The organism is Photobacterium frigidiphilum (genome assembly GCF_003025615.1).
Classification (GTDB): Bacteria; Pseudomonadota; Gammaproteobacteria; order Enterobacterales; family Vibrionaceae; genus Photobacterium; species Photobacterium frigidiphilum.
On sequence record NZ_PYMJ01000001.1, the window covers coordinates 263,888 to 288,764 of the forward strand.

18 protein-coding genes are annotated in these 24,877 nt (G+C 41.4%); 7 read left to right on the top strand and 11 right to left on the bottom strand.

Annotated elements, in window-relative coordinates:
• Positions 1–282: 282 nt before the first annotated feature.
• Positions 283–2,955 (bottom strand): beta-N-acetylhexosaminidase, encoded by a 2,673-nt coding sequence (locus C9J12_RS01135; RefSeq protein ID WP_170111693.1) that lies wholly within the window; start codon positions 2,953–2,955, stop codon positions 283–285.
• A gap of 152 nt (positions 2,956–3,107) precedes the next feature.
• Positions 3,108–4,598, bottom strand: a complete 1,491-nt coding sequence (nagE, locus tag C9J12_RS01140; protein ID WP_107241032.1) for an N-acetylglucosamine-specific PTS transporter subunit IIBC — start codon at positions 4,596–4,598, stop codon at positions 3,108–3,110.
• Positions 4,599–4,854: 256 nt separating this feature from the next.
• Here nagE and nagB point away from each other — a divergent pair, with 256 nt between their 5' ends.
• The 5 genes from nagB to asnB all read left to right on the top strand — a co-directional run bounded on the left by nagB (position 4,855) and on the right by asnB (position 11,869).
• The gene (gene nagB / locus C9J12_RS01145; protein WP_107241033.1) at positions 4,855–5,655 is read left to right on the top strand and encodes a glucosamine-6-phosphate deaminase; all 801 of its coding nucleotides are present in this window, start codon (positions 4,855–4,857) and stop codon (positions 5,653–5,655) included.
• A gap of 16 nt (positions 5,656–5,671) precedes the next feature.
• Positions 5,672–6,808, top strand: a complete 1,137-nt coding sequence (gene nagA, locus C9J12_RS01150) for an N-acetylglucosamine-6-phosphate deacetylase (RefSeq protein WP_107241034.1) — start codon at positions 5,672–5,674, stop codon at positions 6,806–6,808.
• 3 nt (positions 6,809–6,811) lie between these two features.
• Positions 6,812–8,026, top strand: coding sequence for a DNA-binding transcriptional regulator NagC (gene nagC / locus C9J12_RS01155; protein WP_107241035.1), 1,215 nt, complete (start codon positions 6,812–6,814; stop codon positions 8,024–8,026).
• A gap of 289 nt (positions 8,027–8,315) precedes the next feature.
• The gene (locus C9J12_RS01160; RefSeq protein WP_107241036.1) at positions 8,316–9,902 is read left to right on the top strand and encodes a cation:proton antiporter family protein; all 1,587 of its coding nucleotides are present in this window, start codon (positions 8,316–8,318) and stop codon (positions 9,900–9,902) included.
• Between the two features lie 299 nt (positions 9,903–10,201).
• Complete coding sequence (asnB, locus tag C9J12_RS01165) at positions 10,202–11,869, top strand: asparagine synthase B (protein ID WP_107241037.1); 1,668 nt, start codon at positions 10,202–10,204, stop codon at positions 11,867–11,869.
• Between the two features lie 146 nt (positions 11,870–12,015).
• Here asnB and C9J12_RS01170 read toward each other — a convergent pair whose 3' ends face one another.
• From C9J12_RS01170 to htpG, 4 genes are all read right to left on the bottom strand, one after another.
• A complete protein-coding gene (locus tag C9J12_RS01170) occupies positions 12,016–13,320 on the bottom strand; it encodes an inosine/guanosine kinase (RefSeq protein WP_107241038.1) in 1,305 nt (434 codons plus the stop codon).
• Between the two features lie 121 nt (positions 13,321–13,441).
• Complete coding sequence (gene hemH / locus C9J12_RS01175; RefSeq protein WP_107241212.1) at positions 13,442–14,410, bottom strand: ferrochelatase; 969 nt, start codon at positions 14,408–14,410, stop codon at positions 13,442–13,444.
• A 142-nt stretch (positions 14,411–14,552) separates the two neighbouring features.
• Positions 14,553–15,197: an adenylate kinase gene (gene adk, locus C9J12_RS01180; protein WP_107241039.1), complete on the bottom strand. Its 645-nt coding sequence runs from the start codon at positions 15,195–15,197 to the stop codon at positions 14,553–14,555.
• Positions 15,198–15,454: 257 nt separating this feature from the next.
• Positions 15,455–17,359: a molecular chaperone HtpG gene (gene htpG, locus C9J12_RS01185; protein WP_107241040.1), complete on the bottom strand. Its 1,905-nt coding sequence runs from the start codon at positions 17,357–17,359 to the stop codon at positions 15,455–15,457.
• 191 nt (positions 17,360–17,550) lie between these two features.
• Between htpG and C9J12_RS01190 the strand changes: the two genes are divergently transcribed.
• Both C9J12_RS01190 and C9J12_RS01195 read left to right on the top strand, forming a co-directional pair.
• A complete protein-coding gene (locus C9J12_RS01190) occupies positions 17,551–18,423 on the top strand; it encodes a winged helix-turn-helix domain-containing protein (RefSeq protein ID WP_107241041.1) in 873 nt (290 codons plus the stop codon).
• Positions 18,414–18,962, top strand: coding sequence for a regulatory protein ToxS (locus tag C9J12_RS01195; protein WP_107241042.1), 549 nt, complete (start codon positions 18,414–18,416; stop codon positions 18,960–18,962). Before C9J12_RS01190 ends, C9J12_RS01195 begins: the two co-directional genes overlap by 10 nt.
• Before the next feature lie 448 nt (positions 18,963–19,410).
• Here C9J12_RS01195 and C9J12_RS01200 read toward each other — a convergent pair whose 3' ends face one another.
• From C9J12_RS01200 to apt, 5 genes are all read right to left on the bottom strand, one after another.
• On the bottom strand, positions 19,411–20,442 hold the full coding sequence (locus C9J12_RS01200) for a porin (RefSeq protein ID WP_227876240.1): 1,032 nt from the start codon (positions 20,440–20,442) through the stop codon (positions 19,411–19,413).
• A gap of 540 nt (positions 20,443–20,982) precedes the next feature.
• On the bottom strand, positions 20,983–21,585 hold the full coding sequence (gene recR / locus C9J12_RS01205) for a recombination mediator RecR (protein WP_107241044.1): 603 nt from the start codon (positions 21,583–21,585) through the stop codon (positions 20,983–20,985).
• Positions 21,586–21,588: 3 nt separating this feature from the next.
• Positions 21,589–21,918 carry a YbaB/EbfC family nucleoid-associated protein gene (locus C9J12_RS01210; RefSeq protein ID WP_006231083.1) on the bottom strand — a complete coding sequence of 110 codons (330 nt, stop codon included), beginning with the start codon at positions 21,916–21,918 and terminating at the stop codon, positions 21,589–21,591.
• A gap of 58 nt (positions 21,919–21,976) precedes the next feature.
• The gene (gene dnaX, locus C9J12_RS01215; protein WP_107241045.1) at positions 21,977–24,118 is read right to left on the bottom strand and encodes a DNA polymerase III subunit gamma/tau; all 2,142 of its coding nucleotides are present in this window, start codon (positions 24,116–24,118) and stop codon (positions 21,977–21,979) included.
• A 164-nt stretch (positions 24,119–24,282) separates the two neighbouring features.
• Positions 24,283–24,843: an adenine phosphoribosyltransferase gene (gene apt / locus C9J12_RS01220; protein WP_041393955.1), complete on the bottom strand. Its 561-nt coding sequence runs from the start codon at positions 24,841–24,843 to the stop codon at positions 24,283–24,285.
• Positions 24,844–24,877: the final 34 nt, after the last annotated feature.

The following is a 24,877-nucleotide window of genomic DNA, read 5'->3' on the forward strand; positions in this document are numbered from 1 at the left end:
TAGTATGCTTTGTTTACCAATATATATAAAAAAACCCCGCAGAAGCGGGGTAAATAGAACTATTACATTCTTTATGACCCTAAATGAGGGTCAAAACAACAACATTCCAATCAGGAATTCACATGAAGGATGAATTACCGAATCCTTAAATCTGACAATCTAAGGTACGAAACTACAACAGCAGCTTCTTAATAAGCTCAGGGGGGAGCTTACTAAGAAGCTGGCGAGAGAACCACTCTCGCACAACTTTATTTTAAATCGTTAATCAAAACATTCAGCAAATTACAACGATGTTACTCGACTAAAGCGTAAACCATTCGCACTCACGGCACGCACCGATACATCACCCGAAATTACTGGCTGAGCATCATGATTATAGATATTCCAGTTATCACCGCCATCGGTTGAATACTGTAGTTTAAGACCTGGCATACTCACGTTCATTTGTAATCTGCCGTTTTCAATTTTCGCTCCAGGAACGGGAACGCGATATTGAATACCTGCCGCATCTAACTTCGCCAATTCACGTTGACCTAATACGTTGGCAAAACGTGCCCACTCTGCATTAAGCGCATCTTTATTCACGAAATTAGTTTGCTGTGAATACTCAACGCCAGCTTTGTAGTCCACTTCCCAATCAGCTTTATGCCAAGCACGCTCTGCAGCCGCTAGAACACGTGGGAATACCATGAATTCATATTGTTCATCGGTACGTACGGTTTCACTCCAAAGTTGAGCTGATAAGCCATAGAAGCCTTTGTATTCTGCTGTGCCTTTGCTTGCAAAACCGTTACCATCACGATCGAGTGATGTTTCAGCATTTTGTGGCAAGTTTTCTGGTGCGAAGCCAAACATTTTACGCGTATCTGTCGCACGTGTTGCCCAGTAATAACCTCGCTCTTCTGGATCCACTTCGTATGGCATATCCATGTAAACATAATCAGGATTAGACACGATTAAATCGTATCCTTTAGCTGACCAGTCATAAGCTGAAGCACCGCCGCCCCAGTAAAGTACATCCCAGAAGTTCACGCGCACATTATCGGTTGCGAAAGCTCCTGCATCTTCTGAATACTTCAAGCCATCTTGCCATGCTTGAAAATTTGCAATGCCTTGATCGGCGACTAGTTGGCTAACACGCTCTGCAAAATAACTAGGCAAGTGGTCGTAATCTGCAACGATACCGTCATTAATTGTTTGCTGACACATTGGTGATTTTGCAAATGGCTTATCTTGTTGTGACAGGTCAAGATCGCCTTTCCAAGCCACTTTATCTGCTGAATTTATATCTTGGAAACCCGCACCTTGTTTGATGTTTTTGGCTTCATCACCACCGAAGTGCCACGTATTAAGTGGCATGCCCGCTGCTTTATGCATTGCAGCCATTTCAGCAATCACTTTATCAACGAAAGCTACCGATGAATCCATACATGGGTTAATGAAGCTACGCTTATCATAAAATTGCACAGTCGTTACATTGGATGTGTCTTGTGGATCCATCAAACGGTATTGATTTGCCGCTTCCATATCACCCGATGCAGCTAAACGCTTATAACGAGCTTCCATTGACACTACTGCAGCACGTGCATGTGCTGGCATATCAATTTCAGGAATCACTTCAATGCCGCGAGCCTTCGCATACATTAAGATATCGATGTAATCTTGCTTCGAATAAAAACCAGAGCCAAAGTTATCTGATGTTGGGCCAGAACCTAACTGAGGCAACACACATTGTGTTTCTGATAAATCATGGCAACGATTAGAGCCGATATCCGTAAGTTCTGGTAAACCAGGAATTTCAATACGCCAACCTTCATCATCAGTCAGGTGGAAGTGGAATTTGTTCATCTTGTACGCTGACATTTGATCTAACGTACGAAGAATGGCCGCTTTAGAGTGGAAGTTACGACCAACATCAACCATTACACCACGGTAATCAAAGCGTGGAGCATCCGTAATTTTAACCGTTGGAACCGTATTCTTATCACCCGTTGTCATCAATGCGATCAACGACTGCATACCATAGAAAGCACCTTGGTAATCATAACCAACAATGTAAGTCGCATCTTCACGGACATCTAACTGGTAAGCGCCTTCAATTTTTTGTTCTTTAGTAAACCGCGTTGGGTCTAAAGTCACTTTTACCGCATATTGGCCTTCAGTATTTACTCCTAACATCTCTAAGCGATCATTTAGCGCAACCATCATGCTACCTGGAATCGCTTCATTTTCAATATTAATGCCGCCAGCTAATGATATTGAATCCCCCGTTAGCTGAGTACTCAAAGGCGTAGGAATAATTGATCCCGCAAGCTCTTCTTTTGCAATTAGATTAACGTCGTTATTTTTTTCGAAACGAGACTGAGCCGTCGCCAATACATTATTGTCATCAGGCGTACGCTTCCAATTGTCACCAGAAATAGGTGTTAAGTATGCAGATGGGTCTTCAGCATCAGTACTTTTGATTGTTTTAGGCTTGGCATCACCCGATACAACATAAGCACGAGGCATATAATCATTTTCAAATAACGTCCAGTACTCACCGATGTAAGGAATAACGACTGTTTCACCTTCAGCAAAGCCATCAAACTTATCGGTTGGTTCTAGCGTGTGTAAGTCACCAGTAACATGTGTGACTTTAAATTGGTCATTCTGAACATCCAAAATCATACGAATGCTGTGAAAATAGATAGTCCAATCTTTGCTATCAACAGCTGGGCCATTATTTACTAACGTCAAATTAATTAAATCACACGATGCCCATTCAGCATTTAATTCCTGACATTTCAGCCCTTCGTTTGCACCGTGGTTTGTAACAAGTTCATAATTAACATCAAGATTCTCGGCAAGGTTGTTTACAACGTTTTGTTCAAGCGAACCTTGTGATGCACACCCTGTTACTGCTAATGCAATAACTGATGCTAGCGCGGTTAATTTAAAAGAAATAAAACTCATGAATTGTCTCCCGAAGCCCCCATAAAGGGGAATTTTAATCGAGGCCTTAAAATTTAGGCACTCAAAAGAACGGTCTCCTATTCTCTTTGAGAATGAGGAGACCGTTTAATTTAAAAATAAAGCTTTGTTACGTTACTTAAGAGTTTAAGTAATTAAGGCAATTTTACAGCAGATAGGTCTTCCGAAGCTGGGATACGTTTCATTTCGCCAGCAACGATTTCAGCAAGAGGACCAAGGATAACCTGTAGGTTGTTTGAACCTAATTTAACCACACCCATTGCACCTAGTGCTTTTAGTGTCTTTTCATTAGCAAGACTGCTGTCTTTCAATGTAAGACGTAGACGCGTGATACATGCATCGATGTTTTCAAGGTTACCGTGACCGCCAAGAGCTTTAAGGTACTGCTTAGCAAGCTCACCCGTTTCTTTTGAACCAGTCACACCGCTCTCTTCTACATCGTCATCTTCACGACCAGGTGTCTTAAGGTTGAACTTAACGATAACTGTACGGAAGATTGCGTAGTAAAGACCAAAGAACACGAAACCTTGAACAACAAGCATGTACCAGTTCGTTGCTAGTGGGTTACGTGACTGTAGAACCATATCGACAAGACCTGCCGAGAAGCCGAAGCCTGAAACCCAGTGCATTGAAGCGGCGATATAAACAGACAGACCTGTTAATGCTGCGTGTACTACATATAGGCCTGGTGCTAGGAACATGAATGCAAATTCTAGCGGCTCAGTAACACCTGTAAAGAATGATGCGAAACCTGCAGCAATCATAATTGATGCTACTTTTTCTTTGTTCTTCGCTTTAGACGTGTGGTACATCGCAAGTGCAGCACCAGGTAGACCAAACATCATGATTGGGAAGAAACCACCCATGTACATACCCGTAACACCTGGGATCGCAACACCTGAATCAATAGATGCCTGACCACCAAGGAAGTTAGGTAGGTCATTAATACCAGCAACGTCAAACCAGAATACTGAATTTAATGCGTGGTGTAGACCAACAGGGATTAGTAGACGGTTGAAGAATGCATAGATACCTGCACCCACTTCACCCATACCTTGGATACCTTCACCAAAGTGCACTAAGCCGCCGTACACTGTTGGCCAAACGTACATAAGTACAAAGGCAATAAAGATACCAGCAACAGACGTTAGAATGGGTACTAAACGTTTGCCAGAGAAGAACGCGAGTGCTTTATGTAGCTCTACAGTATAATAACGGTTGTAAATTTCCGCAGATATGATACCTACAAGGATACCAACAAATTGGTTTTCAATTTTACCAAATGCAGCAGGAACTGCGCTTGGGTCGATACCTTGAATTTGTGCAACTGCGCCAGGTGCTAGAAGCGTTGTAACAACTAGGTAACCAACGAAGCCAGAAAGTGCAGCTGCACCGTCTTTGTCTTTCGACATACCGTACGCAACACCAACGGCGAATAGTACAGACATGTTATCGATGATTGCAGCACCAGATTTAATCAAAAAAGCTGCAAGTGCACTGTTCGCACCCCAACCATTTGGATCAATCCAGTAACCAATACCCATTAAAATTGCAGCAGCTGGTAGCGTTGCTACCGGCACCATTAGTGCTTTACCTACTTTTTGAAAATATCCAAGAATATTCACCCTTAGTTCCCCCTATGGCTTTCTTAGAATTTGAAATGGACAACTTTTTTTCGTTATCCGATTAAGTCCTTTGCAGTTTATGAAATTAATTTCGCTCCGCAAATTAAAAGGTCACCATTTGTGATCTCAATCACCTGAACGGCCAAGATCTAAGCGAATTTGCTAGCCCGATCATAAAATTTATTTTATCATTCGAAACAAAGGCGATATGTCGTTAAGATTTTTTTGATTTAACTATTTTCAATGAGGTGTCACGGTGAGATTAATACCACTTAATAATGCTAAAGAAGTAGGTTTATGGTCAGCGCGCTATATATCTGATCGTATTAACAAATTTCAGCCAACAGCAGACAAGCCGTTTATTTTAGGCTTACCTACTGGAGGAACTCCTCTCACAACTTATAAGCGCCTTATTGAACTTTATGAAGCAGGCGAAGTAAGTTTTAAGCATGTCGTGACATTTAACATGGATGAATACATTGGCATTACCGCCGATCATCCTGAATCTTACCGTAGTTTCATGTATAACAATTTTTTCAATCACATTGATATTAAAGAAGAAAACATCAACCTTCTTAATGGCAACGCAGACGATGTTGATGCAGAATGCCAACGTTACGAGGCTAAAATTAAGTCGTACGGGCGAATTAATTTATTCATGGGCGGTGTTGGTAACGATGGTCATATCGCATTTAATGAGCCCGCGTCTTCATTAGCATCTCGCACTCGAATCAAAACATTAACGCAAGATACCCGTATCGCGAATTCTCGTTTCTTCGATAACGATATAAATCAAGTACCTAAATATGCGTTAACCATCGGTGTAGGTACCCTGCTTGATTCAGCAGAAATCATGATTTTAGTGACGGGTCACAATAAAGCATTGGCACTAGAAGCAGCTGTCGAAGGTAATGTCAACCATCTATGGACAGTATCTGCGCTTCAGCTACACCCTAAAGCATTGATTGTTTGTGATGAGCCTGCAACACAAGAATTAAAAATCAAAACAGTTAAGTACTTCCAAGAGTTAGAAGCTCAAAATATTAAAAACCTTTAACCAAAAGGACATGTTCATGTACGCGCTTACCAATTGTCGCATTTTTACCGGTAGCGATGTGCTGAATAACCACGCCGTCATCATTGACGGCGTGAGCATTCACGCTGTTTGCCCGGTAACAGAATTACCAGAAAATATTGAACTCGTTGATTTAGATGGTGCTAACCTAACACCTGGTTTTATTGACCTACAACTTAACGGTTGTGGTGGTGTAATGCTTAATGATGAAATTAATGCCGAAACAATTCACACCATGCACCGCGCTAACCTTAAATCAGGTTGTACGAGTTTCTTACCTACGTTAATCACATCTTCTGATGAAGATATGAAAGCTGCCATTGCAGCGACACGTAACTATCAGAATCAATATGAAAATCATTCTTTAGGTCTTCACCTTGAAGGGCCATATCTGAATGTAATGAAAAAAGGCATTCATTCTGTTGATCATATTCGTCGTTCTGATAATGCAATGATTTCAACAATTTGTGAAAATGCTGATATCGTAACTAAAGTGACTTTGGCACCAGAACAAAATGCGCAAGAGCATATCGAACAACTAGTTGAAGCTGGTGTTGTAGTTTCAGCTGGCCATACAAATGCAACGTATGTAGAAGCCCGAAAAGGCTTTGCTGCTGGCATTAGTTTTGCCACGCACCTATTCAATGCAATGACACCAATCGCGGGGCGTGAGCCTGGCATGGTTGGCGCAATCTACGACACACCTGACGTATATACTGGTGTAATCGCAGACGGTTTTCATGTCGATTATGCGAACATTCGCATGGCGCACCGTATGAAAGGTGAGAAACTTGTTTTAGTCACCGATGCAACTGCACCCGCAGGAGCAGACATGGATCACTTTATTTTCGTCGGTAAGAAAGTATATTATCGTGATGGCAAGTGTATTGATGAGAATGGTACACTTGGAGGTTCGGCATTAACCATGATTGAAGCGGTTAGAAACAGTGTCGAACACGCAGGTATCGCTCTGGATGAAGTGATTCGCATGGCTACCCTCTATCCGGCACGTGCTATTCGTGTCGATAATAAGCTGGGGGCTATCAAAAAAGGCATGGTTGCTAACTTTGCTATTTTTGATCGCGATTACAACGTTCGAGCGACTGTTGTTAACGGTGAATACGAGCAGAATTAAAATATGACAGGCGGACAAATTGGTAATGTAGATCTGGTTAAACAGCTTAACAGTGCAGCTGTTTACAGATTAATTGACTTGCAAGGCCCTATATCACGGATTCAGGTTGCAGACGTGAGTCATCTTGCGCCTGCAAGTGTTACTAAGATTACCCGCCAGTTGCTTGAGCGCGGCTTAATAAAAGAGGTCGCGCAACAAGCCTCTACCGGTGGTAGACGTGCTATTTCGCTGACAACTGAGTCAGCCGCTTTCCACTCCATTGCGATTCGCCTTGGACGAAATTATATCGAAATTACGCTGTATGACCTTAGTGGTAAACATATTGCAAGTGCTGCGCATAATTTCTATTACACGACCCAACAAGAACTGACTGATGGGTTATTAAGCCATATTCGTCGGTTTATTTCCGGTAATCAGAACGTAATAAAAGAACTTGTTGCTTTTGGTATTACACTGCCAGGTTTAATTAACCCTGAAAAAGGCATTGTTGAATACATGCCTCATATCGATGTAAATAACTTCCCATTAGCAGATACAATCAAAGATAACTTTGGTGTCATTTGTTTTGTGGGTAATGATATCAGAGGCTTAGCACTTGCTGAGCATTACTTCGGCTCAAGCAAAGACAGCAAAGACTCAATTCTTGTCAGTATGCATCATGGTACTGGTGCCGGTATTATCGTTAATGGTCAGATATTTCTTGGGTTTAACCGTAACGTTGGTGAAATCGGGCATATTCAAATCGACCCTCTTGGTGATAAATGCCAATGTGGTAACTTTGGTTGTTTAGAAACAGTTGCTGCCGATCCTGCTGTTGTTTCACACGTTCAACAACTTCTGGATCAAGGCTACCCGAGTAGCTTACAAGAGTTAGATGGCATTACGATGCTGTCAATTTGTGAGGCGGCCAATAATGGTGACGAGCTCGCAAGTCAGGCGTTAATTAAAGTAGGTAATCAGCTAGGTAAAGCCTTAGCGATGACGATTAACTTATTCAACCCTCAGAAAATCGTGATTGCGGGTAATATTACTCAGGCAAAAGATGTGGTTTTCCCTGCGATTCGCCGTTGCGTTGAAACTCAATCACTTTCAACATTCCACAAAGACCTACCAATCGTTGCATCAGAACTATACAACCAACCTACCATTGGCGCTTTCTCAATGATTAAGCGTGCTATGCTAAATGGTGTGCTTCTACAACGACTATTAGAAGACTGATAGTCGCTAGAAATCAATATTGATTTGATATAGCTAATTAATTTGTAACAATTTATTTTTAAGGGGGTGTGTCAGACAGACACACCCCCTTATGCTATATTACGCGCAAAATATCAGCTAAAGCTTAAATATTATATCGATGATACTAATGGGCACTCAACAAGCACCGTTAGAAAATACCCAAGTCACCTCAAGATGCAGGATTCAGCGTTACCTCAACGAGAACCTTGAGGTGACTTGGATATAGATATAATTTTAAGCTCAAAATTAAAGGATTGTCACTCCGGCTATGGAACTCGTTTTCGTTATTGCCGCATTTCTTGCAGGCTTCATTGCCTTGAGGTGCAAACTTCCTCCCTTAGTGGGCTTTTTATTGGCGGGTTTTGCCCTTAATAGTGCAGGCTTTCATTCAACCGAAACGCTTACAGTATTGGCCGATCTTGGTGTAACACTTTTATTGTTCACCATTGGTTTAAAACTCGATGTAAAAACGCTACTAGCCAAAGAAATTTGGGGAGGGGCAACACTCCATAATTTACTGTCTACAGCATTATTTACGCTGGCGTTACTTGGTTTTAAACAGCTAGGCATTGGCATGCTGGCCGACTTAGAATTGATGCAACTCGCACTGCTTGCTTTTGCGCTCTCGTTTTCAAGTACTGTATTTGCGATTAAAGCATTACAAGAAAAAGGAGAACTTAACGCAACATACGGTACTCTCGCCATTGGTATCCTCATTATGCAGGATATTTTTGCCGTTCTTTTCCTCACATTTTCAACAGGCAAAGTACCCGAAATTACAGCATTTGGCTTATTTGCCCTTCCTTTGCTACGTCCACTTATGTTCAAAATTTTGGATAAAGCAGGGCACGGTGAAATGCTCGTACTTTATGCTATTTTCCTTGCATTAGTTGCAGGGGCGGGTTTATTTGAATTAGTCGGTATGAAAGCCGATCTTGGTGCACTAATTCTTGGCATGATGCTAGCAGCTCACCCTAAAGCATCAGAAATGTCGAAAACACTCTTTAATTTAAAAGAGTTATTACTCGTCTGCTTCTTCCTCAATATAGGTTTAGCAGAACAACCCACGTTTGATGGCTTCTTAATGGCAATTCTATTGCTACTGCTATTACCGATTAAAGGATTGCTTTATTACGTTATCTTCAACTTTAGTCGCTACCGTGTTCGTACATCATTATTGGGTACACTTACGTTATTTAACTACAGTGAATTTGGGCTTATTGTGAGTGGTATGGCATACAAGCTAGGCTGGTTACCAGGCAACTTCCTTGTCGCCATCGCCATTGCTGTATCGTTATCATTCTTAATTGCAGCCCCACTCAACAGTATGGGGCACCGACTTTATACAGAGGCATCAAAATGGCTCAAAGAATATGCCCCTGAAAAGCTCAACGCGAATGATCAACTCATTGATCTAGGTGATGCAAAAATACTCATTTTAGGTATGGGTCGTATTGGCAGCGGTGCCTACGATGAGCTTGTCACCCGTTATGGCAAGCAAGTCATTGGTGTTGAGAACCGTGAAGACTCGGCGTTGAATCATCGTGCTGAAGGGCGTAATGTGATTCATGGTGACGCCACTGACCCCGATTTTTGGGCAAGACTAATAGCAAAACACCGTATTAAATTAATTTTATTAGCCATGCCGCATAGCCAAGCGAATACCTTTGCTTTAGAACAAGTTAACCTGCGTAATTTCGATGGAAAAGTGGCTGCCATTGCTAAATATAATGATGATGAAGAGTTGCTTCATGAGCTAGGCGTAGATGCCGCTTTTAATATCTACAATGAAGCAGGAAGTGGTTTTGCTCGCCATGTATGTGAGCACCTAGAGCCGGATATTAAGCCTATCTAGGCTATTTAATCCTAAAAAACAATCAACGGCAGCTTCGGCTGCCGTTTGTTTTTTTGTACGAAAAAACCACCAATATTGAATTTAATTCGGAAAAAATCAATTTAACTGAATGATATTCATCACAGGCTATTTTCTTTAACTGAACAGATGTTTTTTATTGCATTTACTTACAGAATACGCAATTTTAACAATCAGAAAGGGAAAAGATGAAAGCTGTCTATAAATCTAACTAGACGCTGAAACCTTAACCCGAAAGAATTTAGGGATAGAATTAAAACCGTTAGGTTGGAGTGGAAAGTATGTGTTCAGTATTTGGTATCTTAGACATTAAAAGTGACCCATCAGCATTACGTGCAACTGCACTAGAAATGTCAAAAAAGATGCGTCACCGTGGTCCTGATTGGTCAGGCATCTATTCATCGGATAAAGCAATTCTTGTGCATGAACGCCTAGCAATTGTAGATTTGAATAGCGGTGAGCAACCACTTTACAACCAAGATAAAACACATGTTTTAGCGGTTAATGGTGAAATTTATAACCACAAAGAATTGAGTGCAGAATTTGCACCAGACTACCCTTTCCAAACAGAATCTGATTGTGAAATCATTTTGGCTCTGTACAAAGAAAAAGGGCCTGAACTGCTTGATTACCTCAACGGTATCTTTGGTTTTATTCTTTATGATGCGGTTGAAGATGCGTATTTAATCGGACGTGACCATATCGGTATTATCCCGCTGTACCAAGGTTATGACGAACATGGTAACTATTACATTGCGTCTGAAATGAAAGCACTTGTACCAATCTGTAAAACCATCAGTGAATTCCCTCCTGGCAGCTTCCTGTGGAGCAAAAAAGGTGAACCAACCCGTTACTACAAACGTGACTGGATGGAATTTGAAACGGTTGCTGACGCACCTACAGACAAAGTGGCACTAAAAGAGGCACTAGAAAGTGCCGTTAAACGCCAATTAATGACAGATGTACCTTATGGCGTACTACTTTCTGGCGGGCTAGATTCATCGATTATTTCAGCGATCACCAAGAAATTTGCTGCTCGTCGTATTGAAGATGATGAAAAATCGCAAGCTTGGTGGCCAACATTGCACTCATTTGCTGTCGGCTTAGAAGATGCGCCAGATCTTAAAGCTGCAAAAATAGTTGCAGACAGTATTGGCACTGTTCACCACGAACTCACTTACACGATTCAAGAAGGTATCGATGCAATTCGTGACGTGATCTACCACATTGAGACATACGATGTGACAACAATTCGTGCATCGACACCTATGTATTTAATGTCACGTAAAATCCGTGCAATGGGTATCAAGATGGTACTTTCTGGTGAAGGGGCTGACGAAGTGTTCGGTGGCTACTTATACTTCCACAAAGCACCAAATAAGCGTGAGTTCCACGAAGAAACAGTACGTAAGCTACTAGCGTTGAACATGTTTGACTGTGCTCGAGCAAACAAATCGATGGCTGCTTGGGGTATTGAAGCGCGTGTTCCTTTCTTGGATAAAGAATTCCTAGAAGTTGCGATGCGCATTAACCCAGAAGATAAGATGTGTGGCAACGGTAAGATGGAAAAACATATTCTACGTGAGTGTTTTGAAGATCACCTTCCAGAATCAGTGGCATGGCGCCAAAAAGAACAATTTTCTGATGGTGTCGGTTATAGCTGGATTGATAGCTTAAAAGAAGTAGCGGAAGCAAAAGTAACTGAGCAACAACTAGAGACAGCTAGCTTCCGATTCCCGTACAACACGCCAACGACAAAAGAAGGCTATATGTACCGTGAAATCTTTGAAGACCTATTCCCGCTAGAAAGTGCAGCTAAATGTGTTCCTGGTGGGCCGTCAATCGCTTGCTCAAGTGCTAAAGCCATTGAGTGGGATGAGAGTTTCAAGAACAGCGCAGATCCTTCAGGACGTGCTATCGCAGCCGTTCATAAAGAAGCCTATAAATAAGAATATTAAGGGCGAGTGTAAATACTCGCCTCTTCTAATATCAAACTCGATAAATAAATGCTCATAAATTAGCACAGATATAAAACAAAAAACCGCCATCTTCGGCGGTTTTTTATTTTAAAAGCTGAATTCGATAATACCGAAGCTTAACGCTCCCAGTATGCTTCTTCCAGACTATCTTCACGCTCAGGTAAACCACGAGAAAGACGCGGAGAGTGCTGCGCAAGCACTTCGTAACTCACTCGGTTTGCATACAAACATACCTGCGAAAATGAAGAATACGTTAGGAAGCTTTGCTGGTGCTTACTTGAATTAGGCACATTCTCTTTGTGGTAATGGTTAGCAGACATATCGTGCAGTAATGCAGATAGTGCCCCATCACCCGCGCCATTGGTATTCTTAATTCGTTCTGGGCCACCCATATAAGGTGCAATGTGCGAATACGCTTTAATTGGCGTTTCACATTCTGCTTTCAACATTGGACGGCTAAATTCATAGCGGTTAAATTCTGCAATTTCACCGGGTAATAACGGTAAGCTGGTTTCACGCTTCGCATTATCTTCTGTGTAGCCTGCAGTATAAAGACCAACAGGACCCGCTGTACATAAAACAAGATCAACCCATTCCAGCGTTTTATCTGATGCCACTAATGGATCTGATTCACCAGTAAGCGCTTCAGCTTCATCTTCGTTCATCGCAACAACCGTTACATGATCACGAAGGAAGTCACGCCACCATTGTGGATCATCTTCGATAACAAACTTTGTGCCCAGCGTAAGTACAACAGGTACATCATATTTCTTGGCAAATTCGATCGCTCGCATCGTTGCTTCTGGCATTGGATCACCTTCTTTACAACGAACAAGGTAGGCCGTTAGCACAAGTGCTGCAGCTGTTTCGAAAATAGACTCAGGAATATTATCTGGGTGCAGTTGATTCATACGGCCTTCGTTAATGGCGAAAGTACGTTCACCATCTTTAGACATTAACGCGAAGCAACGACCAATAGGGCCCACAACCGGTTGAAGGAAGTTCATATCCATACGGCTAGAGGTATTACAAAGATAACGGTAAGCATAGCTACCAATTTCTATATCTTTGCTCATTACACCTAACAGTACTGATTTATCATCAGCCAGCACAGAGTAGTTATGTAATGTGTTACCAATCGTACCACCCGCAAATTCATGCGTGATGAGGTTGTTATCTTTTAATTCACGGTATAGCTCTTCTGCTTTTTCATCGGTGATGACAAGCGAATGCCCTTTACTTAGCTCATAGCGTTCCAGGAATGCGTCATCAACATACGCTTCAATATCAACCAAAGTCTGATCAATACCGACCACATGAGTACGAGTTAAACGCTTTTCTTGTTTCGTTTGACTTAAAAGCGGATCACGAGCATGTACTGGAAAGTAATGCTTTGATTTTCGTTGGCCTGGAAATTTCATGTAAATGAGCTGTCTGTTGTGAGATTTTTGTGGATTCTATCACATAATATAGTACAAAAAATACTGAGCTCTCACAGTTTTTAAGAGCCCAATAAAGATATGTCAACGACGCAAACCTTTGCTACCAACCTTGAGCGTGCTGGGTAACCAAGTTTTTCATCATACGAATATGTGCTTCGTTATCATTTAGGCATGGGATCAGATTAAAAACGTCGCCCCCAGCTTTTATAAAGGTTTCTTTACATTGCTCTGCAATTTCTTCCAATGTTTCTAAACAATCAACAGAAAAAGCAGGGCACATAACGTCTAACCGTTTAACGCCTTTTTTAGCCAATGCTTCAATAGTCGCTTCAGTATATGGCTGCAACCATTCTTCACGACCAAAAATTGACTGGTAGCTCATACTCATTTTTTCACGCGGCATGGCCAGCCTTTCAGCCAATTTTTCGGTTGTAGTATGACAATGCTTAGGGTACGGGTCACCGTTATCTGCATAACGTTTGGGAATACCATGATAAGAACACAACAAATAATCTGGCTTACCGTTTTCAGCCCAAAAATCAGTGGCTGATAGTGCTAATGCATCAATATAATCAGGGTGATCAAAGTAATGATTGATAAAGCGTAGCTCTGGAATATGAGGCTGTTGTTTTAGCTCTTTTGCAACCCGATCAAAAACTGCAGCTGTGGTTGTACCCGAATATTGAGGATATAGAGGCAATACCAATACCTTATCGCAGCCTTGTTGTTTTAATTCAGCTAAACCCGTTGCAATGCTTGGCGTACCATACGTCATACCAAGTGCCACTGGCACATTCAGCTGTTTTTCTAGTGCTTGTCGCTGACGCTGAGAATACACCATTAACGGAGAACCATCTTCCATCCATACCGACTGATAAAGCTTTGCTACTTTAGGCGAGCGAATGGGTAAAATAACACCATGTAAAATAGGGCACCAAAGCCAACGGGTCATATCAACAACACGCTTATCATGCAGGAATTCAGATAAGAAACGTTTGATTGCCGCAGGTGATGCTTCATCAGGCGTCCCTAAATTGACTAATAAGACACCATAGTTATTATTTTTCATTGCCACCCACTGCACATTCATCAAAATCAAGAATAAATCTATCTTATCATTAAGCGACGAATTCAAGTTTTATAAACCAAAAAAAAAAAGCGAGTAACCTAAAGGTCTACTCGCTTTTTCTTACTGGTCATAAAATCAATAATTACGCTAGTGCTTTTTCTAACTCAGCGCTAACTTCTGCAACCGCTTTAGTACCGTCAAACTTCAGGTACTGTGTGTTGCCAGCTTCTGCTTCTTTACCGTAGTAAGCAATCAATGGTGCCGTTTGGTTGTGGTACACACCTAAACGAGCACGCACTGTTTCTTCTTTGTCATCTTCACGGATAACAAGATCTTCGCCAGTTACGTCATCTTTGCCTTCAACCTTCGGTGGGTTGTAAACACTGTGATAAGTACGACCTGATGCAAGGTGAGCACGACGACCCGCCATACGCTCAACAATTACACTGTCAGCAACATCGAACTCAATTACGTAATCAACAACAACGCCCACTTCTTTCAAGCCATCAGCTTGAGGAATTGTGCGAGGGAAGCCGTCAAGTAAAAAACCTTTTGCACAATCGTCTTGGGCAATACGCTCTTTAACCAGACCAAGGATGATATCATCAGACACCAACTGACCAGCGTCAATAACTGACTTCGCTTGTTTACCTAGCTCAGTACCCGCTTTGATCGCTGCGCGTAACATGTCACCAGTAGAAATTTGTGGAATGCCAAACTTCGCCATGATGAATTGTGCCTGTGTACCTTTACCTGCACCTGGAGCGCCCAGAAGAATGATGCGCATCTTGATCCCCTTTAAAAAATAAACTGTAGTTTTACAAAGTTATCGTTTTTAAAACCTGTCATTTAAATAACGCTAAAAAACATCGGATTTAAAAAGGGTAACTTTGAAGACATGGAAAATACACTGAATAGCCCATACTCGCAAGCCCAGACCCCGTCTTGCCTACGATTACATGCGTTATCAGAATACAATTTGATACAAAAACGAATACAAACAATGCCTGATACCAAGTTAACCAGTATCAGGCATAAAAGCGATTAGGCCTTAATCAGAAGCTTGTTCACCGCAGCAACATACTGTGATGGATCTTCTAATGAACCACGCTCAGCTAACATTGCTTGGCCAAGTAATAGCTCAACCCAACGACCGAATGTTTCTTCATCCGCTTCATTCGCCATTTGCTTCACTAAACCATGCTCTGGATTAATTTCGAAAATGTACTGCACTTCGGGTGCATCATGGCCAGCAGCTGCGAGTAGTTTCGCCATCTGTGTGCCCATTTCATTTTCGTCGGTCACAACAACCGCTGGCGTATCATGTAGTTTGAACGTTGTACGCACGTCTTTAACACGAGTACCAAGGTAACCTTTTGCGCGTTCAACAACAGATTTGAATTCTTCTGCTGCTTCTTTTTGCTTTTCTTTATCGTCTTCGTTTTCAAACTTAGAAAGATCAAGATCTGCTTTGGTAATTGCTTGGAACGGCTTACCGTCGAATTCAGGTAATTGACTCATCAACCATTCATCAATGCGATCATGCATCAAAATAACTTCTAAGCCTTTGGCACGGAATTGCTCAAGGTGAGGGCTATTCTTTGCAGCAGTAAAGCTATCAGCTGTTAAGAAGTAAATTTTCTCTTGGCCTTCTTTCATACGTGACACGTAATCAGCTACAGATACCGTTTGATCGGCTGTATCGTTATGTGTAGAGCTAAAACGAAGTAAATTAGCAATTTTTTCTCGATTAGAGAAATCTTCAGCAGGACCTTCTTTTAGCACTTGGCCAAATTCAGTCCAAAAAGTTTGATATTTTTCTGCATCGTTCTTTGCCATACGATCCAGCATGCTGAGTGCACGTTTCGTAGATGCCTTACGTAGCGCTTGAGTAACCTTGTTATCTTGCAAGATTTCACGAGAAACGTTTAGCGGTAAATCATTCGAATCAATCAGACCACGCATGAAACGTAGGTAGCTTGGCATAAACTGCTGAGCATCATCCATGATAAACACACGCTGAACGTATAACTTAAGACCATGCTTGCTATCGCGATTGTTCATGTCCCACGGGGCTGCAGATGGAACATACAACAAGCTTGTGTAATCTTGCGTACCTTCCACACGGTTGTGGCTCCACGTTAATGGCTCAGCAAAGTCATGAGAAACATGCTTGTAGAATTCTTTATATTCCTCTTCCGTTACTTCTGATTTATTACGTGTCCATAAGGCTTGAGCTTTATTTATTTGCTCCCACTTACTGCCTGTCGGTTTTCCTTCATCATCGTTTTCAGTCACTAAGATATGAACAGGAATGCCAATATGATCAGAATACTTACCGATGATGTCACGTAAACGGTGCTCGTTTAAGAATTCAGTTTCATCATCACGCAAGTGCAGAATAATATCCGTACCGCGTGTTGTTTTGTTGATATCTTCAACGGTGTAGTCGCCTTCACCTTCAGACGTCCAACTTACACCTTTATCTGCAGTTTCACCCGCAGCTCGTGTGTTAACCGTTACTGATTTAGCCACGATAAAAGAAGAATAAAAACCAACACCAAACTGACCAATTAACTGTGAATCTTTTGATTCATCGTTGGTCAATTTAGAAAAGAAGTCTTTTGTACCTGATTTTGCAATCGTACCAAGATGTTCAATAACATCATCACGATTCATACCAATGCCATTATCGCTAACGGTTAGCGTACCCGCTTCTGCATTGAATGATAATTTCACACCGATATCGGCATCATTTTCAAATAAATCAGGTTGAGACAAAGCACGGAAGCGAAGCTTATCTGCAGCATCCGACGCATTAGAAATCAACTCACGCAAAAAAATCTCTTTATTCGAATATAAAGAATGAATCATCAAATGAAGTAATTGTTTGACTTCAGACTGAAAGCCACGCGTTTCCTTGTTGATATGTGTACCTTGTTCGCTCATCTAATACTCCGAAACAGTTAGTTTACGTAATTCATTAGATATATATGGTCAAATAATGTATTTTCAACCTAAAATAGGTCTTTTCATACACTTTAGATTTTTTCAGTACGTGTTTTTATTTTTTTATATTCAGACTGTGTTCAGTACAAATATGATATATAGACGCACGAACTATATATCCGGGGCAAAAAATGCTTAAAATTTCCACCAAATACTTGATCGGGCAACGATTCCTTTTTGACCCTTACGATAACAGCCTGATCGATCAACATGAAAGTGATGAGTTAACACGCCTAGGTAGCAATGAAAGCCGAGCCCTAGGTTTATTAATTGAAGACCCAGGCGCCATCATTACTCGTAACCGCTTACATGATTATGTATGGCGAGAGCAGGGTTTTGAAGTTGATGATTCAAGCTTAACTCAAGCAATCTCAACACTGCGTAAAGCATTAAAAGATTCGACAAAGTCACCAGAGTTTATAAAAACCGTGCCTAAACGCGGTTATCAAATGATCGCTCCTGTTGAAGAATACAATAGCGACACTGATAATACAGAAACCCCAGTAACAGAAGCCGCGGACAATACAGATTCAATCCATGAAAGCAGCCATCACCAAGATGAACCCCGCCATAATACGGCAGCAACAGCACACGTTAATCATTCATCAGGTAAGGCGACTGTTACTGCTGCTGTGCCAGCACAAAAAAACATGGTATTAGGCTGGGTTGCTCTAGCACTCGCATGCTTATTACCCCTACTGGTTAACCTTAGTTTTCCACCTAAGTCAGCGGCGTTTACACCACTACTAGCTGTAGATGGCATAACCGTATCAACGACAAAGATTCATCCTGTTCTTAGTGATTGGAAACCGATGATTTCAGAGTGCGTAACGACCTATTTAGAAAGTCATAAAGATAAAATTCGCCCCGTTGATATCATTGTAACGGGTGGTCAAAACAACTCAATTTGGTTGAACTATATTCACGACACATCAGTGCCAAATGAAAATGTAACGCTTCGCCTGCTAACAAGCCAAGAGGATAATTCGAAGCTATGCCAATAAAAAATAAATCGACTCAAATGCCCTCTTTTGTCAAACGCTTTTGGCCATTTATGGTCTTGATCATGTCGGGAATCTTTAGCACTTGGCTTTATTATTCAAGTGACTTTAAGTTAGACCAATTGCTGATGTCTCGTGAATGGCAATCGACCACAGTAAGTCGTATTGAAGAAACGCAATTTAATACGCTGGGTATGCTACGTCGCGTAGAGCAAACGAGCCATGTTGTGTATTTACCCAATAAAACGTATTCGCGCATTACACTAATGAAATTATTCAGTAATGAAGAATCGCCATTAACGCTACATATCTCTGAGTCTGGTAACTGGGATATTAGCGGTGGTTACTTATTGACTGAACCTGTGGAATTTAAAGATATTACATCAGGGAAAAATGCAGACTTTCAAAAGCAGCATCTTACTATTGTGAAGAAGATTTTCCGTATGGATGCTCAACAAAGCCGTCGTATTGATATTATCGATCAAAAATCAATGTTGCTAACAAGCTTAACTTACGGTTCAAATATTTTGTATTCACTGTAAGAATAACGGCAATTGTAAAATGACATAAAGACCGCTTTAATTCTAAAACCACATCTGATTAGGTGTGGTTTTTTAATACATACATTTTGATGGTGAATAGATATTGAATATGCCGCAGAAGTAATTCAGATAAGCCAAGGCAACAAACATAATTCATTATTCATTATTCTATCGTCTCAACATACCCTCTTCTTTAACCGTTTACCTTTGCTTTGGTACTATTAAGAATAAGTAAATGGTCAGATAATTAAGCAGTTACAAGTAATATTAACGAGTCTAATAATCATATAGTTATCTAGGCTAGTATGAGATTTCACTTATCGTAAAGGGCATAGGCACATCTGAGTTTAGCTAAAAACACAATCTCTAACCCTTCCCCTAATCAGATCAAATAAGGAGCCACTAGGCTCCTTATTACTATTCAATAATTTATTAGCTTATCGCTACATTAAAATGCGTAACGAGCACCAATCATTGCTTCATTGTCAGCATTATCGCCTACATAAGAAACATTCTTATCGTCATCAAGAAGTGCAAACTTATAGCTTACAAACGCAGTAAAGTTACCCATATAGTGTGCGTACTCAACCCCGATATTATTAATATCGAAGTCTTTAGAATCATCTGCACTTAGGTAGTTATATGTCGCATTTACATTATTATTACCAAAGTTATAACCTAAGTAAGCATCTACCGCATCGAAGTCACTTTCATTCAGACCTGTACCACCATTGCTGTTTACCGCAGAAAGCTTACCGCCTTGGTAAGTCATCGCTACATCAATACCCATATCATGTTGGTATTGTGCAGCAACAATAGCAACATTCGAATCAGCACGTTGATTACCAACGTTATTAATCTTTTGTTCACTACCAGAATAGCCTACACCTACGTTCAGACCGAAGCCAGTGTCGTAGCCTAGCATTGCATTCCAACCTTCATTTTTAGTTGATGTGGAATCAATGTTGTAGCTTGCTTGGAAGTTTAGGTTATTTGTCGCATAACCATAACGGATAACGTTTGCCGCGCGGTCAGAAGTAGATGCATTATACTCGTTGATGCTACCACTGAATGTTTCAGCTTTATCCGTCCAGTTTGTTAGGTAAGTTACAGCATTATCTTGGTGTCCGAAGGTTAAATCACCCATCTTTTTAGATGACAAACCCGCATACATATAACGAACTTCATTATCACCGCTGTACTCTTCATTTTCAGTAATTTCAAACTCTGTAAAACCAAGAACACTCAGATCATCATTAACAGCATGCTCACCACCAATATTCAAACGAACACGCGAGTTGTTTTCAAAGCTATTGTCATCGCCTGCTGTTTTATTTGCATCTGAGAAGTTAGCACGTACTTCAACACGACCACCAACATCAAGGCTTGTCGTGTCATCTTTATAAACTGTAGTAGCCATTGCAGATGCACTTGCCATACAAGCACCACTAACAAGGATCGCGATTGTTGTCTTTTTCATGTTCACTCCTAACTGCCAGCGTATTTATCAATAGCCTTACTTGGCCAGATACACTTGACGATGTTTTATTAAAATATCGGTAGTTGCCTGATGTATTCACCCCTCGTCATTGTGCTGCCACACACTGTCGAATATTTGGGAACATCTTCCGTGGCTGTAAACTTCATTCCAATGATGGGAGGTATTAAACAATAGATAACAACAGCTTATAAAGAAAAACAGACTTAAACATTATTTATATAGTTATCATTAGAAATTAACCTGATATAAAAACTAAACAGAGCTACAAAAAACTCAACGATCTAAAATTATAAAATAAAGCATTGATACTTAATGCTTTTCTTAATTATCATAATAATTGTATAAATTGAGTGATGAAATAAGAGGGGAAAATTCCAGATAAAGAATAATAAATACTAATGATTTTAAAGTAGTAACCAAAAGACAAAAAAATACCAACCACAGATTGTCTCTATGATTGGTATCTATTACGAACTCTGTTCAATTCCATCGAAAGGTCTAATGTACATTGCTAAGCAATTAGTTCAGTTTCTGGCGACCCGCCAATGAATGAGAAAGGGTTGTTCCATCAACAAGTTCTAGTTCACCACCGACTGGTACACCATGTGCAATACGCGTTGCTGGTACACCGTATTCATGGCAAAGCTCGGCAATATAATGCGCAGTTGCTTCACCCTCTACAGTAGGATTCGTCGCCAAAATTAATTCAGCTATCGTTTCTTTTTGTAGGCGGAACTCAAGGGTATCTAAGCCGATATCTGAAGGGCCTATACCATCTAATGGCGATAAGTGACCCATCAATACAAAGTAACGACCAGAAAACTGCCCTGTTGATTCAACCGCAACAATATCTGCAGGGCTTTCTACCACACAGATCTGACCATTTTCCTGACGACGAGGATTCGCACAAACTGCACAAATGTCATCTTCAGTGAATGTACGGCAATCACGACAATGACCAATATCAGTCATTGCGCGATTTAATGCATCAGCAAGCTGTAAACCGCCTTGGCGATTTCGCTGCAACAAATTGAAGGCCATACGCTGCGCCGACTTGGGGCCAACCCCAGGTAGACAACGTAAGGCCTCCATTAATTGTTCCAGTAAATGACTGGTTCGCATTGATTAAAATGGCATCTTAAAGCCAGCTGGTAAATTCATACCGCCAGTAACACCTGCCATTTTTTCTTTCTGCGTTTCTTCAACACGACGTGAAGCATCGTTAAATGCCGCAGCAATAAGATCTTCTAACATGTCTTTGTCGTCTTCCATTAAGCTATCATCTAGCTGAACACGACGAACACTGTGATTGCCCGTAATAGTCACTTTTACAAGGCCAGCACCAGACTCTCCAGTAACTTCCATATTTGCGACTTCTTCTTGCATTTTCTGCATGCGCTCTTGCATTTGCTGCGCTTGCTTCATCATGTTACCCATACCACCTTTACCAAACATATTATCTCTCTCTATTGGTCTGGTTGAAATTCATTATGCTCTGTAGCAATTCGCTACATTACAATGGCCTAATACTGTCTTCATCCAACACTGCGGCAAAGCGCTGGCGGATAAAAGTGACATTAGCATCACTTTCTAAACTTTCTTTTGCTTGACCCAGCTTCTGCTGATAAAGCCCTTCTCGCCATTCCAGTGGCGTCTGACCTTTACCACTCAGCTCAATCTTTAAATCAATGTCTACACTCTGTAGCTCGCCAATTGCTTGCGCTAGCTGCTCTCGTGCTTTCGGGTTATCTAGGTGACTCTGCGATTGACGTAAATACAAAGTAACCTGATTGTTATCTTGTTCAAACGCTGAATTTAACGCTAGTTGTTGAACTAACCGTCCTACATTTAGCTTAGTCACTAAATCGGACCAACTATCCTGATTTGCCGCTTCTTTGACAAGTAATTTCGCCATTTCAGGTGTTTTTTCATGCTCTAACGCTTGCTTTAATTTACGCGGGGCAACCTCAAGCTTGGTATCTTCTTCAGGTGTTACTGGTTGCATCGGTTTCCACTGATACTCATCTTTTTTCTCAGGCACATTTGCTTGAGTACCATTTGCATGAGTCGCTATCATCGACGCCGGCATCGCACTGTTAGTTGCAGTGTTTCCTGTGGTAGGAACACGTATCCCCGCATGCTTGTTGGCAATACGGTCTAACACATTCGTTGCGACTTTTTTAGCTGGCGCCGGTTCACCCTTTTTTACAGGTTGCTCTTCATTACCACGTTTTGACTGGCTTCGTAACTTGTTACGCGCAGCCAGTAAACCAGAAGCTGCTGAACGTGGTTGTGCTGGCGGTATATTTTGTGGTGCTGCAGACTGCTCAGCCGGTACTGTACCCGCTGATTCCTGAATAGAACTTGGACTAGCCGCTAATTGTTGCTCACTATGTTGTGGAGCGATAACGTGTGGTGCTACAACTTGTGAAGTAGCGACTTGTGAAGTAGCGGCTTGTGGCTGCGACCCCATCTGTGCTTTTAATGCTTGAACACGCTGCATACCTTGTTGAGGCGCAGCAGGCTCACTTGCTGGTACATTAATAGATTGAGGTGTAATCCCACTACCCGATACCGGTCTGAACGCCAACATGCGCAGCAACACCATCTCTAGCCCTATACGGCCATCAGGTGCGAACGCTAAATCTTGACGACCTTGCAACGCAATTTGATAACACAGCTGAACATCTTGTGGGGTCATTGCTGAACTAAGCGCAATAATACGATCAGCATCAGGGGCACTCATATCTAATGCTGCCGGTAATGCCTGATGCATGGCAACACGGTGTAATTGTGCGGCTAATTCACGTAGTAAACTATCCCATTCCACACCCACACTCGCGAGTTCTTCAAGCCCACCCATCGCTGTATTCGCTTGACCGCCAGAAACAGCCTCTAACAAAAACAATGCTTGATCTGTATTTAACGTACCCAACATCATTGAAACCGAATCAGCATGAACTTGGCCATTACCCAGCGCTATCGCTTGGTCAGTCAAACTTAATGCATCACGCATACTACCTTCGGCAGCACGTGATAATAGGCTTAATGCTTTCGGTTCAAAATCAACATTTTCTTGAGTTAATACGTTTGATAACTGGCTTTGAATCTGATCATTGTCTAAATGCTTTAGATGAAACTGCAAACAGCGAGATAAAATCGTCACTGGCAACTTTTGAGGGTCAGTGGTTGCGAGAATAAATTTAACGTATTCCGGTGGCTCTTCTAGCGTCTTTAATAAGGCGTTAAAACTATGACGAGATAACATGTGCACTTCATCAATTAAGTACACCTTAAAACGGCCACGTGCAGGCTTATACTGAACGTTATCAAGTAACTCACGCGTATCTTCTACTTTCGTTCTTGATGCCGCATCGATCTCTAATAGATCAACAAAACGTCCCTCATCAATTTCTTTACACGTACCACATTGCCCACAAGGTGTTGCAGTAATCCCTTGTTCACAGTTAAGCCCTTTGGCAAAAATTCGTGCAATAGAGGTTTTACCTACACCTCGGGTACCACTAAATAAATATGCGTGGTGAAGACGGTTGTGCGCGAGAGCGTTAGACAATGCAGTTAATACATGTGACTGCCCTACTACATCACTAAATTGATACGGTCGCCATTTCCGTGCCAGAACCTGATAACTCATGTCGTATAGCCCTACAAAATCAAGAATTCAATGCTAGCACAGAGAGGGTATTTGAGCGAGAGGGCGCAATGATGAGCGCCCAATCATTAGCCAGATTTAGGTAATTCTGGCTAGAGGAAATAATTAGCTATCGTAATCACTGCGTTTAATGATTCTAACAACCATTAATGGCCGTCGAAATCACAAATGCTAAATACATTCAGGCCAATGCCTTTTAAACGCTCTGCACCGCCAATGTCTGGCAAATTAATAACAAACGCAGCATCTTCAACCACACCGCCTAAACGACGGGCTAGCTTTGTTGTCGCTTCAATTGTACCGCCAGTTGCGAGTAGATCATCAACAAGCAGAACCTTGTCACCTTCTACAATAGCATCGACGTGAATTTCAAGTATGTCTTTGCCGTATTCCAATTCATAGCTTTCAGAAATAACTTCGCGTGGTAATTTACCCGGTTTACGCACTGGCACAAAACCCACACCTAACTCTAATGCTAAAGGAGCACCAAACAGAAAACCACGCGCTTCAGTACCAATGACCTTGGTAATTCCTGTATTGCTGTAACGCTCAATCAGCACCTGCATAGTGGCACGATAAGCTTCAGGATCTTCCATCAGGCTTGTTACATCACGGAATAAGATACCTGGCTTAGGGTAATCAGAAATTGATTTAATACTGTTTCTAATCAACGTTAGTTGTTCGTTATTTACGGTTTCTTTAGTCATAGTAGTTTTCCACGCACCCAATATACTCTACGAG

Coding starts and splice junctions, on each gene's coding strand:
- nagC (WP_107241035.1), top strand. CDS start 6,812: ATGACAGGCGGACAAATTGGTAATGTAGATCTGGTTAAACAGCTTAAC.
- C9J12_RS01210 (WP_006231083.1), bottom strand. CDS start 21,918: ATGTTTGGTAAAGGTGGTATGGGTAACATGATGAAGCAAGCGCAGCAA.
- nagA (WP_107241034.1), top strand. CDS start 5,672: ATGTACGCGCTTACCAATTGTCGCATTTTTACCGGTAGCGATGTGCTG.
- adk (WP_107241039.1), bottom strand. CDS start 15,197: ATGCGCATCATTCTTCTGGGCGCTCCAGGTGCAGGTAAAGGTACACAG.
- dnaX (WP_107241045.1), bottom strand. CDS start 24,118: ATGAGTTATCAGGTTCTGGCACGGAAATGGCGACCGTATCAATTTAGT.
- C9J12_RS01195 (WP_107241042.1), top strand. CDS start 18,414: ATGCCAATAAAAAATAAATCGACTCAAATGCCCTCTTTTGTCAAACGC.
- asnB (WP_107241037.1), top strand. CDS start 10,202: ATGTGTTCAGTATTTGGTATCTTAGACATTAAAAGTGACCCATCAGCA.
- htpG (WP_107241040.1), bottom strand. CDS start 17,359: ATGAGCGAACAAGGTACACATATCAACAAGGAAACGCGTGGCTTTCAG.
- C9J12_RS01170 (WP_107241038.1), bottom strand. CDS start 13,320: ATGAAATTTCCAGGCCAACGAAAATCAAAGCATTACTTTCCAGTACAT.
- C9J12_RS01190 (WP_107241041.1), top strand. CDS start 17,551: ATGCTTAAAATTTCCACCAAATACTTGATCGGGCAACGATTCCTTTTT.
- C9J12_RS01135 (WP_170111693.1), bottom strand. CDS start 2,955: ATGAGTTTTATTTCTTTTAAATTAACCGCGCTAGCATCAGTTATTGCA.
- C9J12_RS01200 (WP_227876240.1), bottom strand. CDS start 20,442: ATGAAAAAGACAACAATCGCGATCCTTGTTAGTGGTGCTTGTATGGCA.
- recR (WP_107241044.1), bottom strand. CDS start 21,585: ATGCGAACCAGTCATTTACTGGAACAATTAATGGAGGCCTTACGTTGT.
- C9J12_RS01160 (WP_107241036.1), top strand. CDS start 8,316: ATGGAACTCGTTTTCGTTATTGCCGCATTTCTTGCAGGCTTCATTGCC.
- apt (WP_041393955.1), bottom strand. CDS start 24,843: ATGACTAAAGAAACCGTAAATAACGAACAACTAACGTTGATTAGAAAC.
- hemH (WP_107241212.1), bottom strand. CDS start 14,410: ATGAAAAATAATAACTATGGTGTCTTATTAGTCAATTTAGGGACGCCT.